The organism is Parasedimentitalea marina (assembly GCF_004006175.1).
GTDB classification, from domain to species: domain Bacteria; phylum Pseudomonadota; class Alphaproteobacteria; order Rhodobacterales; family Rhodobacteraceae; genus Parasedimentitalea; species Parasedimentitalea marina.
In genome coordinates, this window is sequence record NZ_CP033222.1 from 108,045 (window position 1) to 121,752 (window position 13,708).

Below are 13,708 nucleotides of genomic sequence, written 5' to 3' on the forward strand. Positions count from 1 at the left end.
CAGTCGCCCTGTGCAGGCGCGGCCGCAATAGCCACTGCCCTGCCACTAACAGGCAAACAAAAGGCGGCAGCGAAAAGAACATTTTCGCTGCCGCAGTCAGGAGAGTTTGGTTACTTGATCATGCCCATTTCACGATAGAAACGCTCGGCGCCGGGGTGCAATGGAACACCGATGCCTTCGACGCCTTCCAGCGCGGTTTCAAGCGTGATTGCACGACCTTTTGGATGGCCATTATCCAGCAGCTTGCGCGCCGTATCAGACCACATCGCCTTGGTGATTTCATAGATCAACTCTTCAGGCTGGTTGGCATTGGTCACCAACATTCCAGACACAGCAACTGTGTTAACGTCATAATCGATGCCCTGGTAAGTGCCTGCGGGGATTTTCGAAGGAATGTAGTAAGGCACCGTAGTATTGGCCATCTTGATCTCTTCGGCGGACCAATTATGCAATTCCATGCCCTTGGTGTTGTCCAGTTGGATCATCGCGGCCACTGGGGTACCAGCGGCATAGAAATAGGCATCCAGCTGACCATCAGCAATACGTTCCGCAGACTGGCTGTTGTTCAGCTCGGCTTCATCGATATTGTCGCGATTGATACCATGATCCCCGAGGATCAGTTCAACGGCGATCTGGGTGCCAGACCCTGCCTGTGCAATGCCGACGCGCTGACCTTTGAGGTCGCCAAGGCTGGCCAGATTCTGGCCCTCTGGCAGCACAAGATGCAGATCTTCAGGATAAAGATTGGCAATCACCCGCAGATCTGGCTTGGCGTTGCCCTCGAATTTTTCGGTGCCGTGATAGGCAAAATGCAGGGTCGCTGCACCGGACAGGCCTGCCTCCATCTGGCCGGTTTGGATCGCATTCACGTTGTGGGCCGAGGCATTGGTCGATTGCGCCATCGCCACCAGACCCGGCACGCCACAGTTGCCGCCCGCGTCACAGGCCCGCGAACCTGGCGGGTTCGAAATGGCATTGGCAATGATGCCACCAATGGGGAAATAAGTCCCGCCAGCACCGCCGGTGCCAATGCGGAAAAAGGTCATGTCTTGTGCATGTGCAACCCCGGTTACCATGCTGCATGCCAGCGCCGTTGCGGTAATTTTCTTGATAAAGCCCATTGTCAAATTCTCCCTGATATCGTGCTGCGCCCCGTTTTGGCCGGGAACGTTTGTTGCAATTTCGATTGGCCAAGGGTGGTTGGCAATTTAGATAAACACAAACTCAAAGTTTTATGGTATCCATAAATAGTCTTTATGGATGGAATCTTTTCTTGAACTTGCAGCAGCTTACAGTCTTTAGGGAAATCATGAGATCCGGCTCGATCAGTCAGGCCGCCCGCAATTTGCACCGGACCCAACCGGCCATCAGCGCCTCGCTGAAAACACTGGAAACGGATCTGGACATGCCGCTTTTCCTGCGCGAAGGACGGCGATTGGTGCCCGTGCCCGAGGCGCATTATCTTCTTTCCGAAGCCAAAGAGGTGCTCGACCGGATAAGCACAGCGGAGCAGATCTAACGGCACTCCGTGATCGGCGAACCGGGCATCTGCGTATTGTTGCCATGCCTGGTCCGTCGGCATTTCTGCTTCCTGAGTTCATCAGTCGCTTTATCGCAGATCGTCCCGAGGTACATGTCACTGTCGCCACACGAAGTTCGCCTCAGGTGCGTAATCTGATCTCGGCTCAGAGCTTTGACGTGGGGTTTTGTGACCTTGAGGTTCTTGAAGAACCCGACCGTCTATTCCTCAATGAAAGTATGACCTGCAATTGCTTGTGTGCCTTACCCATCGACCATCCCTTGGCCGCGCATAAAATTATCACCGCCAAGGATCTGGATGGTCACCCTATGGGGCTTTGCAACCAACTCATTCAACGTTTTCCAACACGCAGGCGGCCTTTGCCGCCATGGATACTGAATTCAAAATCCGCGTGGACATGCAGTATTTCCTGCCGCTGTTTCCCTTTATCGAATCCGGACAGATATGCGCCGTCGTGGATGTGCTCAGCGCATATTCATACCTGCGCAGCAAAGGTGATGCGGCGCGCATCGTCTTTCGGCCATTCAAGCCAGATGTCCCGTTTGGCTACTCGATCCTCACTCCACACCAGCGCCCCTTGTCCTGTTTGGCCGAGGAGTTTGTGGGCCAGTGGAGAGACTGGGTGAAGGTGCAATTGAAGGCGTGGGAACCGCCAAGCAGTGAAATGCAAGATGGTTTGTAATCAATGCGGGCCCCAAGCCTGTTACAGGGGAGTAGGGTGCGGTTTCATGCCACCCTCAGGCGGCGTGGAACGCTTGCAGCCGGGTCAGGCGATGCCTTGCGGCTGCAAAAATGGGTTTTGAAACCCCTTCAGGAAACCCAACTGGCAGCGCATCCCGAACAGCATCAATCGCGCCCTGCCCGGCACCAATAATTTGGTCAAAGGCGCGTCCTGCCAGTGTCTCCCCCAAGCCAGCCCTCTTGGCGGTGCTGTGGAAGTGCCGGGGCACAATCTGGTCTATCCGATAGTAGCGGCTTTCACCCCGCACGGCCATCGCCAGCTGCATTTGCCGATGTGTGATCTGCTTTTGGGCCAATGCGGGCTCTGCACTCAGGATATCGTACAGCGGCGTCAATTCGTATCCAGACGGCGACAGGAACACCGAGAAGTTCTTTGCATGCCCGTCCGTCGCGCCAATCATCCAGAAAAAGATCTGAGCCGCGAAAAACGTGACCCGGTCGCCATTGCTATTGGCCGCGCCTTGCAGCAACTCCAGACATTTACCAATGCCGGGACCGCCGTCCGTCTCGTATTTTGTATGGGACGGATAGCCAAGGGCCTGACAAAAATCCTCTTGTGGCAGCCGAAGACGCCGCTCACCCGATACCTGCCGATCAAACCTCTCGATCACCAGCGCATCCGTTTCCCCGAACCGTTCAATCCAGGCGTCATTCACATCAAACCCAAAGGCCCGCGCCAGTTTCAGGCACAGGAATTCATTCTCCAGACTGGTCGCCATATCAATGCCCCCCGCCGCCAAAAGGCCCATGCGTGTCTTCAGAATGTGGGTGGTGGCTGTCAGACCTGCGGGGAGCTTCCACACTCCCTCGTCAAACAACAGCGCCGTCTTCTCCTGGGCGCCCGCCACCGAGATCCGAAAGGCTTTCTCCCGGTCCAGCCCAAGTGGTTTGCGGCTCAGGTTCTTCAGGATATCCTCTACGCCTGTGGCCTCCAGCGTCACACTTTCACCAGAGAACGGATCACCTGGCGCCTCTCCCTCGGGAATAAACTGCATTGCCCCCACACAATCCCGGCCGATGGCCGACAACAGCGAATGCGGATCACGTCCTTCTGCACCCATCCTTTGCGCCACATCCCTGCGCAACTGGTCATTGTCGGGAAGCAGATTGTCAAAGACCGACAGAACCTGCCCGCCCCTTATCTCCCCCATCTGCAAAGGCAGGGAAAGTGACACTGGGAAAGTATGGTCCCAGTCCAGCCATTCAGCGCTGTAGGTAAAACTGACTGCGCCATCGGGCTTTTTTGTAAGCTTCCCCGCCAGCCTGCCATTAAGATAGACGCATAAAACTCTTCGAATGGGTTTCCTGCCCATCAGAAAATATCCGCTATCTTACTGCCCTTGCCCGACCCGTCACCTCTGGAGAGAACCTGCACATCCAAATCAAGCGCAGACAAGAGGGAGAACAGCGTGCTGATTTTCATGTCGGAATTTCCGGTTTCGATCATCGAAATCCTGTGTGGCTTCATGCCAGCAAGGCGCCCCAGCTGAGACTGCGTAAGGCCCCTGTCTTTTCTCGCGCGGCGCAGAACGACACCAAGCTCTGATCGGGCACGCACCCGCTCCGGTCGAAATTCGTTTTTTGACACTTGCCCACACCCTTCCAAAATTATCTCTGGCGGTATTTTTATGTTTTATACCCTGCAGGGTATAAAGTGGCAAGTTATCTCTGGCGGTATATTCAAGATTTATACTCTGCACGATAAATTTACATGTATGAAACCTGTTGTCCTAGACCTCTATAATGGTCTCGGCCGGTGTCTCAAAAATCGCATATACTGCGGCAGGCCCCAACGCGCCTGCCACCGAAATCGACCATCGTTCACGTCTCAGTAATTGCCTTTCACCCGTTCCTTGGTGGGGTCAAAATGTGGAAAGCGCACAACCGTGGCCTTCAGACGTTTTTGATCTCCGTCCAATTGCCCGATTTCAAATTTGGTACCGATTTCAGCATGACAAACGTCCACACGGGCCAAGGCGATAACCTTCCCCAAAATGGGCGATTTCATTGCCGAGGTAACGATGCCAATTTGCGGCTTGCCCACATGCACACAATCTCCCGGCACTGGCACAATGCCACCGTCCAGCTCCAGCCCGACAAGGATCTTCTGCGGATGCGCCTTGCGTTGCTCGAGTGCGGCGCGACCAATAAAATCATCCGTTTTGGATTTAAGCGGCACGGTAAACCCAATCCCGGCCTCCATCGGGTCGGTCTGGTCGTCAAATTCCGATCCGGCAAAATCAATCCCGCTTCGATCCGCAGCATATCCAATGCGGCCAACCCCAGTGGCACCATTCCTAACGGCTCGCCCACGGCCCAAATCGCATCAAAGACCTGTTCTGCATCTTTGGGATGGCAAAAGACTTCATAGCCCAGTTCACCCGAATACCCGGTGCGGCTCACAACCACCGAGGGGCCGTGAAAATCACCAATCCGGGCGATGCTCAACCGAAACCACGGCAGCTCTTCGACCGTTGCCTGTTGCGGTGGCGTCCAGATCACCTGTTTCAGGATGTCGCGCGACAAGGGTCCCTGAATGGCGATGTTGCAATGGTGGTCCGTTGAATTTCGCACCCAGGCGTTCAAGCCCCGTTCCTGCGCCTGCTTGCGAAGCCACAGCCCGGACTGATCATTGCCGCCGATCCAGCGAAAGTTTGTTTCGCCCAACCGATAGACGGTGCCGTCATCTATCATGCCGCCATGCTCGTAACACATCGCGGTGTAGACAATGGCCCCAACCGCCAGTTTTTGATATTGCGGGTCACACAAAGCTGCATCAGCTCTTCGGCATCCGGACCGGTGACTTCGTATTTGCGCAGCGGTGACAGGTCCATCACAACCGCTTTTCACGGGCCGCCCAATATTCAGCGATGGCGCCGTGATTGGTCATTTGGTTGGGCAGCCAGTATCCCGCATATTCTACAAAATCACGGGTATGCTTTGCAAAGCAGTCATGAAATCCCGTCCTCTTAGTGCTTTCCACATCGGCCTCCGGTGTCTTGCGCCAGCCTATCGAGCGCTTGAAGTCTTCGTTTTCCCGGTAGACCCGCACCTGTATATCCGTGGGGTTCCAACCATTGGCAGGGTCCACATCGCAGGGACAAGCGGTCGAGACGCACAGCAGATCAGTCAGCGCGCGCAGCATCACATAGTCGCCCGGTCGGGAGTATGGATCGTCCATGCTGATGGCATTGGTGTCATCCAGCATGGTGTTGAAAAAGAAATTGATCGCCAGCCACCGCGTGGGCGCACCCCATACGCAGACAGTTCCCGGTTGATATTATCCGAACAATTGATGTGACCGGGATAGCCCAGATCCTCGTAATAGCGTGCGCTGCAGGCCAGCCCAAAGGTGTCATGGCGGCCCACAGTATCCTGGATGATCTCGACCAGCGGTTCCTGATCTGATGAGAAATATTTCGAGAATATACCTGGCGCAGGATACAGCGACCCCATCAGCGACCGGGTGGTGGTCGGGTCGATTTCGCGCTCGATACCCTTGTCCAGGGCGCGCAGCGACAGCGCTTGAAAATCAGAACATTCACGCCCCTGCACATCCAGAATTTGGATAAACTGCCCGGCCTTCACCTCATAGGGTTTGGCCTGTCCGGGCTGAATATTGTAATCGCCCAGCGTTGCCGCCAATGGATCTGGCGGCGTCAGGATATCTTTTGCCGCCAATGGATTAAACCGGCGCAGATACAGAACCACTTCGGTTGGAGCCCATTGCTCCTGTGGTTCCATCGCCGCGCCAGCCGCGCAGACAATCAACAGCCCATCGCATGAGGCCACGAAACTGGCAGTCTCGCCCGCGCGGGACCCGTCCGCAAACACCACCGTGCCATCAGCCCTGCCAATGTCAAATCCCGCAGTGTTCAGCGCCTGAACCACCTTGGCCCCCGAGACGTCACGCAGCAAGGCAGCCTTTAGCCCCTGCGGGTCCCGCCCGCCCCTGGCTCCGATCATGCCAGCGTCACTGCTGCCATCAGGTGCAAAAAACACCATTTCGACCGGCTGCAGCCCTTCGCGATCCTGAAGCGTGATTTCATCACCCTGAAACACCGGCACCGCCCGACTGCCCCCTCCGGGCACTGGGTGGCGTTCAACACCGCGCGGCAACACCGACAGCCCGGGAGTGATCACCCCCGCGCGTTCAAATGGTGTTGGAAACATTGGATTAATGGTCAATTGCCTGGTCCCACTCTTCGGGTTGCAGATTGCGGATTTTACCGTGGTGCGTGACGATCAGCTTGCACCCGGATGGCGAGGTCGACTGGTGTTGAGACCCGGCTTTGAGACTGACAAAATCCCCGGTGCCATAAATCGTCCCGTCGAAATCAACCATTTCACCGTCCAGGACATAGAATTCTTCCATGCCCAAATGACGGTGCGGTGCGCTGAAACTTCCCGGTGCCATGATCATCAGGTAACTGCCCCGTCCGGATACCTCGTCAAACGAAATATTGAACCACCAGACATCATCACAGACCGCGCCCTTGATTTGCATCGGCTCAAACTGTGCCGTGCTGACATTGGCAATTGTCCTGAGGTCAGAAATCCCAGCCATCAACTCACCCAACACCCAGCGATTTACGGCGCTCATTGGACCAGCGCATGATGATATGGTCAAAAGTCAGCGCCATCAGGGCCACACACATGCCCAAAACAAAGTTCTTGCCAAGGTCATTGCTTAAGCAAGCGTCTTTTGCAGCTCCTGGCCCAGATCCTGAGTGCCGATAAAGGCGGCGATGATGACCATGAAAAGGCAAACATGATGGCCTGATTGAACCCCACAGCCATAGTCGGCAAAGCCAGCGGCAGCTGCACTTTCATCAGTTTCTGATGCCGGGTCGCGCCCGACATATCAGCCGCCTCGATCAATTCCAGAGGAACCCCACGCAGGCCTTCGATGGTGTATCGGGTTAGCGGCACGGTGGCAAAGATCAGGATCGCAAAGACAACCGCCACATCGTTGACACTGAACAGCATGATGGCCGGGATCAGATAGATAAAGCTGGGAAAGGTCTGCATGGTGTCACAGGCCAGTAAAATCGGTTCCGCCCATTTTTCATTACGCGCCGCCGCAATCCCCAGCGGAATGCCGATCAGCACTGCCAGGATCACCGCCGAAATGACGGCGTATAGGGTGATGATCGATCGATCCCACCATCCGGTCAGCGCAATGATGCCAAAGAAACCAAAGGCCAAGAGAGCAGACTTGCGTCCTCCAACGGCATAGCCAAGGGCTGCGACAGCCAGAAGAATGCTAAAGGTCGGCAACCATAGCAAGGCGTTGCGAAAGGGGATCAAGACCCAGGTGATCAGAAACCAGCGCAGCCAGCCGGTCACCGCCGTCACCCCGTCATTGGCCAGAACCGCACGGATCACACCATCGATTTCTTTGCCGACAGACAGGTCCTGCTTGCGGGTGATGTGATCCGCCACCTGCACAAATTGCGCAATAACAAGAAATCCGACAAAGGCGGCAACGCCAAGCAACAGGGTCCTGTGCCGCGTGGCCCAGGTCGCGCCGCGTTCAAAATGCTCCGGCTGCTTGACCACCCAGGCCTTTGACATCCGGTCCAGGGTCACCGCGATCAGAACAATGGTCACGCCAATTTCAAAACTACGTCCCAGTTTCAACGAGTTCATCAGAGACAGCAGCTTGGCCCCAAGTCCCGGCATACCGATAAAGGCAGTCAGAACAACCATGGCAAGACACAGCATGATAACCTGGTTCACACCCACCAGGATCTCGGTTCTGGCGGCAGGCAGGTAAACATGGCGCAGCATCTGCCAGCGGGTTGACCCGCTCATATGGTAACCTCAACAACATCGGGCGACACTTTTTTCAACCCCAGCGAGGTCATCAGAACCATTGGTGGAATCGCGTAGATGATCGTCGCCACACAGCCGGCGGTTGGCCCGACTTTGAAAAAGATCACTGCAGGTAGCAGGTAGGTGAAAAATGGCAGCGTTTGCAGCACCGAAAGCAGCGGCATCAATGCCCGTTCAAACCGTTTGGATTTCCAGGCCAGAATGCCCAGCAACAGTCCTAGGAAAAACGCCACGGGGGCTGCAACCGCAATCACTGACATCGTTTGCATCGCCAGTTTCCACTGGCCAATCAGCGCCACCCAGATAAAGGTTCCGCCACTCAACAGCGCCAAACGTTTGCCACCCAGCCAGTAACCGGTCACGGCAATAACCGCCGTCACGGCAGTCCAGGGAATGGGGCCGATATTGGGCCAGCGCCGTTTGCCATACAGCAGATTGGCGGTGACATCGAGCAACCACTCCAATCCCAATGAAATGCCTCGGGTCACATGGATCAGACCAAGATCATCTTTGATGAAGTCAAAAATGGCCTGAAACCAGATGTCATAGGGCAGCACCGCCCAATCCGGCACCCGGATCAGAAAATCGGGCAGAATGGGTCGCAGAACGGCAATCGCTACGGCGCAGCCCAGCAGGATTTTGGCAACCTGCGGATTGGACCACTTGCGGCCACTGGTTGAAAAATTGGTGTCGGCAATCGCCATTATGCGTCTCCCAGCAACACATTAAGTGCATGTTGCCGGTTCAACGCGCCAATCAGCGCCCCATCTTTGTCAGCCACGGGCAAGACGTCCCGCGTTTCATTGATCAACTGGCGCGCAAGTTGCTGAATGGTTGCACTGTCCAGAATTGGCGTCCCCTCGACGGTGGACCCGTTCAAGGGTGTCGTCAAAGCGCTGGCGCGCACAACGCGGGATTTTTCAATGTCTTCGGTGAATTTTTTGACATAGGGCGTGGCCGGGTTCAGCACGATCTGCGCTGGGGTGTCGCATTGTTCAACGGCACCATTTTTCATGATGGCAATACGGTCGGCCAATCGAAGCGCCTCGTCAAAATCGTGGGTGATAAAGACAATAGTTTTGCCCAGCATTTCCTGAAGACGCAGAAACTCATCCTGCATTTCACGCCGGATCAACGGGTCCAGGGCAGAAAACGGCTCGTCGAGAAACCAAATGTCGGGCTCAATCGCAAGCGAACGGGCAATACCAACCCTCTGCTGCTGGCCCCCGGACAATTCGCGTGGAAAATACTCTTCGCGGCCTTCCAGCCCAACCAATTTGATCACTTCCATGGCGCGTTCACGGCGATCGTGGCGTCCCTGCCCCCGCATTTCCAACGGAAATGCAACGTTCTCCAGCACTGTCCGGTGTGGCAACAGTCCAAAGCTCTGGAACACCATGCCCATCTTACTGCGACGCAGCTCAATCAACTCGTTTTCATTCAGAGCCATTATGTCCTGGCCTTCGACAGCAATGTTGCCGCCGGTAATGTCATGCAACCGCGAAAAACACCGCACCAAGGTGGATTTCCCAGAGCCTGACAACCCCATGATCACCAGCATCTCACCGCGCGCAATATCCAGCGAAACATTGCTTACGCCGGCAATATACCCATCTGAATGGATTTCATCATAGGTCCGGCCCTCGGGCATCTGCGCCAGATAGTCCTCGGGTTTGTTCCCAAAGATCTTCCAAACATTTTGGCATGATATTACTGGCGTTTCAGCGGACATTAATGTGCTCCTGAGGTGGCAGCTCTGCCGAGAGGAACCCCGGCAGAGTAGGTGTCATTTCAGTTGGGTTTAGTTGGTCCAGCCAGACCAGGCGCTGGCGTTCTCTTCCAACCAGGCTGCGGCGGCGTCTTCTGGCTCCATCTCGTCCACATCCACCATCTTGGCCATTTCGGCAATTTGGGGATTGGTAAAGGAGATCTGCGTCAGGGTCTCATAGGCAGCTGGCCATTTTTCCTGCATCCCGTCCCAGGCCGCGATTTTCAGATAACCGGTGGCTGGGTTGCCGCAGTCATAGGTCGCATCCGGATTGGGTCCAACACTGGCATCGTCGTTGCAGCCTTCAACCCAGGTGGGGAATTCGACAAATTCGCCCGGCCACACGGCTTCGGCAAAATTGGGTGTCCAGTTGAACACCACAATTGGCGTTTTGTCTTTTCCGCAGCGCCAATTTCAGCCCAAATTGCAGCGGCCGGTAAGCATTCACCACTGTAAAGTTCATGCCAAGCGCATCGACACGTTCCTGGTCATGCTTCAACCAGTCAACCGGACCGCCCAGAAAGCGTCCTTTTGACCCGGTTTCAGGCGTCGTGAATTTATCGGCGCAGGCATTCAAAGCCTCCCAGCTGGGCAGACCAGGGCAGGATTCTTTTGTCCAGGCCGGATACCACCAATCTTCACGGGTGACTGCATTATGGGATCCGGCATCGTGCAGACCACCTTTTCAAGCGCGGCATTGAATGACGCGCCAAACGCGCCTTCCCAGACTTCCAACTCAAGCGTGACATCGCCCAGACGCACCGATTCATAAACCGCCTGTGAATCGGTGGTTACAAATTCAACATGGTTGCCCATGCTTTCGAAAATCTGTCCAACAACATGGCTCATCACAATTTGTGAGGACCAGTTGTGAATGGGGATGACAATGGGATCGCTGCTATCTGTTGCATTGGCAGCGGTGGACAGGACGGCGAGGACGGCTGTCGCGGACAGTGCACTTTTAAGGTTCATGATGGCTCCCTTGACGGCAAATTACTAATGCTATGATATCCGACTCGTTTGCTCGGATTGCGCTCATACTGAACAGTTAGGCCAAAATCGTAGCATAGAGATTTGATGCGCTATGCCCAAAGAAATTAGCGGCAAAATAATACGGGAGAGAAAAATGTCGGAAAAACCACTGGCCGACAGAGCACAAACTCTTAGGCAGCACGTTGATTTAAATTGTAAATATTATTTCCGGGTCTCATCATGAAGACGGGGAACACCTCCTTACCTCCGCTGGACTATTTGCTGGCGTTTGAGGCCGCGGCCGAGACACAAAGTTTTGTCGGCGCTTCAAAAATGCTCAACATCAGCGAAACCGCGATCAGCCGCAAAGTTCGTTTGCTTGAGTTGCACTATGGAATTTCGCTGTTTGTACGGGGCCATCGGTCGATCACGCTGTCGTCACAGGGCATATCCTTTCTGGCCCGTATCCAGCCCGCACTGCAGGATCTGCGCGATGCATCCCGCCTTATCGTTGCAGAACATCAGCACAATCCGGTGACCGTCGCTGCCACCAACTCGGTGGCGACTTTATGGTTGATGCCGCGTCTCAATCAATTCACCCGGAAAAACAAACACCTGAAAATTATGATGGTTGCCTCGGACAATGACGACGAATGCCTGTCCGAAACGGTGGATCTGGCAATTCTGCGCGGGTCGGGCCACTGGCCAGGGTTTCAGGCGCAGTTATTGTTCGGTGAAACGATTTTTCCGATCTGTTCCCCGGCGTACCTGGAGGCAAATCCGGAGGCCGCAGATTTAGCCACCTTCCCGTCTCACGACTTTCTCGAAGTCTCTTCCAAGCACACAGAATGGATGAATTGGCAGGTCTGGCTGAACACGATTGGCTCGCCCATTGCCGATCTGGAACGCTCGGCTTTGTTCAATACCTATCCAATGATGGTTCAGGCTGCGGTTGACGGATTGGGCATTGGACTTGGGTGGCGGCATTTGGTGGACCCGCTGATCGCTCAAGGTAAATTGGTCAAACCCATAAAAGATCAGAACGTTCGCACAGACCAGGGATACTATCTGTTGCGCGCGGACCAGGCTGTTGATTTTGAAGAATGCCAAATCGTCGAAAACTGGCTGTTAAGCATCAGTGAAAACCGCTCACGCTACGAGGGCTTCCCGACAAATTCGCCTAAGTAATTTCTGCTCGGCATCCCTGAATGTCGGATCTCACGGGGTGATTGTCCGATCTACCACAGTAGTTTCACTGGATTTCCTGCATCATTGTGTCGCAAATGGATGAGGTCATAAATGCGGTACTCAGGTCTTCGTGTGATTAAAGAGGCTTTGACGGGTCATCGGGGCTGGGGTCCTGTTTGGCGTGATCCTGAGCCGCAATCTTCGTATGATTTTGTGATTATTGGCGGTGGTGGGCATGGGTTGGCCACGGCGTATTATCTGGCCAAGACCTTTGCCAAGTCCCGCATTGCGGTGCTTGAAAAAGGCTGGATTGGCGGCGGTAATGTTGGCCGCAACACCACGATCATCCGCTCGAACTATATGCTGGATGGCAACGAGCCGTTTTATGAGTATTCGCTGAAGCTGTGGGAGGGTCTGGAGCAGGAGCTGAACTATAATGCGATGGTCAGCCAGCGCGGCATTCTCAACCTGATCCACAGCGATGCGCAACGCGATGCCTTTGTCCGGCGTGGCAATGCCATGATATTGAACGGGGCCGATGCCGAGCTGCTGAGCACCGAGCAGATCCGCAAGGAATACCCGTTTCTTGATTTTGACAACGCCCGGTTCCCGATCAAGGGCGGGTTGGCGCAGCGGCGCGGTGGCACGGTGCGCCATGATGCGGTGGCCTGGGGCTATGCCCGGGGCGCTGACAGGCTGGGCGTTGATATCATCCAGAACTGCGAAGTCACCGGGTTCCGCATTGAGGATGGGATCTGCAAAGGGTGGAAACCTCGCGCGGGTTCATTGGCGCCGGTAAGGTCGGCTGCGCGGTTGCGGGCTCGTCTGGTCGGCTGATGGCCAAGGCCAATATGCGGCTGCCGATCGAAAGCCATGTCTTGCAGGCCTTTGTCTCGGAGGGGTTAAAGCCCATTCTGCCCGGCGTCATCACCTTTGGCGCGGGTCATTTTACTGCAGTCAGTCCGACAAGGGCGGGCTGGTGTTTGGCGGCGATATTGACGGCTACAACTCTTATGCCCAGCGGGGCAATCTGCCGGTGGTCGAGGATGTCTGCGAAAGCGGCATGGCGCTGATCCCGGCGCTGGGGCGCGCCCGTCTGCTGCGCATGTGGGGCGGCGTCATGGACATGTCGATGGATGGCTCTCCGATCATTGATCGCACCCATATTGACGGGCTCTATTTCAACGGCGGCTGGTGTTACGGCGGCTTCAAGGCCATCCCGGCGTCGGGCATGTGTTATGCCCATCTGCTGGCCACCGACACCCCACACGACGTTGCCACCGCCTATCGCTTTGATCGTTTCCGGCGTGGCCACATGATCGATGAAAAGGCATGGGCGCCCAGCCCAACCTGCATTGAGGAGCACCTGAGATGCTGATCAACCACCCGCTTCTTGGCCCTCGCGACGCGCAAGAGTTCACCTATCTGGGCGATGCTTCGCTGATCAACCGGCCCGACTGGCAGGCCGAGGATGCCCAGGAGCAGTTCCACGACTACCTGTATCTGCGGGATAATCCCGCAGGTCTGCACCGCGAGCTGTGGTTCCACGAGACCGGCGATCGCAGCTGGGTGGTGGTGACACGCGACACCACCACCCATGAAATCACCAAGGTTGAGCTGGCCCGCGATGTGGCCCGCTCCCTTGGCCGCAGCAAATAGAG

The 13,708-nt window shown here is 55.5% G+C and carries 9 protein-coding genes and 5 pseudogenes; 6 read left to right on the top strand and 8 right to left on the bottom strand.

The features are described 5' to 3' along the window. Positions 1-110: 110 nt before the first annotated feature. Positions 111-1,121: a TAXI family TRAP transporter solute-binding subunit gene (locus EBB79_RS23660; protein WP_127751483.1), complete on the bottom strand. Its 1,011-nt coding sequence runs from the start codon at positions 1,119-1,121 to the stop codon at positions 111-113. A gap of 188 nt (positions 1,122-1,309) precedes the next feature. On the opposite strand from EBB79_RS23660, the gene EBB79_RS25145 reads away from it, so the two are divergent. The 3 genes and pseudogenes from EBB79_RS25145 (at position 1,310) to EBB79_RS25155 (ending at position 2,222) form a co-directional block, all read left to right on the top strand. Further along, positions 1,310-1,519 (top strand): LysR family transcriptional regulator, encoded by a 210-nt coding sequence (locus EBB79_RS25145; RefSeq protein WP_238705169.1) that lies wholly within the window; start codon positions 1,310-1,312, stop codon positions 1,517-1,519. A gap of 44 nt (positions 1,520-1,563) precedes the next feature. Next, positions 1,564-1,791: pseudogene (locus EBB79_RS25150) on the top strand (type 2 periplasmic-binding domain-containing protein); the annotation flags it as partial. Between the two features lie 116 nt (positions 1,792-1,907). Continuing rightward, positions 1,908-2,222, top strand: coding sequence for a type 2 periplasmic-binding domain-containing protein (locus tag EBB79_RS25155; RefSeq protein WP_238705179.1), 315 nt, complete (start codon positions 1,908-1,910; stop codon positions 2,220-2,222). 55 nt (positions 2,223-2,277) lie between these two features. On the opposite strand, the gene EBB79_RS23670 is transcribed toward EBB79_RS25155, so the two are convergent. The 7 genes and pseudogenes from EBB79_RS23670 to EBB79_RS25505 all read right to left on the bottom strand — a co-directional run bounded on the left by EBB79_RS23670 (position 2,278) and on the right by EBB79_RS25505 (position 10,859). Continuing rightward, positions 2,278-3,594 carry a HipA domain-containing protein gene (locus tag EBB79_RS23670; RefSeq protein WP_127751484.1) on the bottom strand — a complete coding sequence of 439 codons (1,317 nt, stop codon included), beginning with the start codon at positions 3,592-3,594 and terminating at the stop codon, positions 2,278-2,280. Beyond that, entirely contained in the window at positions 3,594-3,869 is a 276-nt protein-coding gene (locus EBB79_RS23675; protein ID WP_238705170.1) for a helix-turn-helix domain-containing protein, read from the bottom strand. The genes EBB79_RS23670 and EBB79_RS23675 overlap by 1 nt, the downstream gene beginning before the upstream one ends. A gap of 240 nt (positions 3,870-4,109) precedes the next feature. Next, a pseudogene (locus EBB79_RS23680) lies at positions 4,110-6,454 on the bottom strand (DUF1989 domain-containing protein). A gap of 4 nt (positions 6,455-6,458) precedes the next feature. Further along, complete coding sequence (locus EBB79_RS23685) at positions 6,459-6,884, bottom strand: cupin domain-containing protein (protein ID WP_127751485.1); 426 nt, start codon at positions 6,882-6,884, stop codon at positions 6,459-6,461. Beyond that, positions 6,853-8,823 (bottom strand): annotated as a pseudogene (locus EBB79_RS23690) (ABC transporter permease). Before EBB79_RS23690 ends, EBB79_RS23685 begins: the two are co-directional and overlap by 32 nt. Then, positions 8,823-9,851 carry a quaternary amine ABC transporter ATP-binding protein gene (locus EBB79_RS23695; RefSeq protein WP_127751486.1) on the bottom strand — a complete coding sequence of 343 codons (1,029 nt, stop codon included), beginning with the start codon at positions 9,849-9,851 and terminating at the stop codon, positions 8,823-8,825. The pseudogene EBB79_RS23690 and the gene EBB79_RS23695 overlap by 1 nt, the downstream one beginning before the upstream one ends. Positions 9,852-9,920: 69 nt before the next feature. After that, positions 9,921-10,859 (bottom strand): annotated as a pseudogene (locus tag EBB79_RS25505) (ABC transporter substrate-binding protein). A 240-nt stretch (positions 10,860-11,099) separates the two neighbouring features. Here EBB79_RS25505 and EBB79_RS23705 point away from each other — a divergent pair. From EBB79_RS23705 to EBB79_RS23715, 3 genes and pseudogenes are all read left to right on the top strand, one after another. Further along, entirely contained in the window at positions 11,100-12,047 is a 948-nt protein-coding gene (locus EBB79_RS23705; protein WP_127751487.1) for a LysR substrate-binding domain-containing protein, read from the top strand. Between the two features lie 111 nt (positions 12,048-12,158). Beyond that, positions 12,159-13,406, top strand: a pseudogene (locus tag EBB79_RS23710) (sarcosine oxidase subunit beta family protein). A gap of 12 nt (positions 13,407-13,418) precedes the next feature. Continuing rightward, a complete protein-coding gene (locus tag EBB79_RS23715; protein ID WP_127751385.1) occupies positions 13,419-13,706 on the top strand; it encodes a sarcosine oxidase subunit delta in 288 nt (95 codons plus the stop codon). Positions 13,707-13,708: the final 2 nt, after the last annotated feature.

Bases quoted from the DNA above. Each gene is read 5' to 3' on its own strand.
- EBB79_RS25145 (WP_238705169.1), top strand. From the start codon at position 1,310: ATGAGATCCGGCTCGATCAGTCAGGCCGCCCGCAATTTGCACCGGACC.
- EBB79_RS23705 (WP_127751487.1), top strand. From the start codon at position 11,100: ATGAAGACGGGGAACACCTCCTTACCTCCGCTGGACTATTTGCTGGCG.
- EBB79_RS25155 (WP_238705179.1), top strand. From the start codon at position 1,908: ATGGATACTGAATTCAAAATCCGCGTGGACATGCAGTATTTCCTGCCG.
- EBB79_RS23685 (WP_127751485.1), bottom strand. From the start codon at position 6,884: ATGAGCGCCGTAAATCGCTGGGTGTTGGGTGAGTTGATGGCTGGGATT.
- EBB79_RS23695 (WP_127751486.1), bottom strand. From the start codon at position 9,851: ATGTCCGCTGAAACGCCAGTAATATCATGCCAAAATGTTTGGAAGATC.
- EBB79_RS23660 (WP_127751483.1), bottom strand. From the start codon at position 1,121: ATGGGCTTTATCAAGAAAATTACCGCAACGGCGCTGGCATGCAGCATG.
- EBB79_RS23715 (WP_127751385.1), top strand. From the start codon at position 13,419: ATGCTGATCAACCACCCGCTTCTTGGCCCTCGCGACGCGCAAGAGTTC.
- EBB79_RS23670 (WP_127751484.1), bottom strand. From the start codon at position 3,594: ATGGGCAGGAAACCCATTCGAAGAGTTTTATGCGTCTATCTTAATGGC.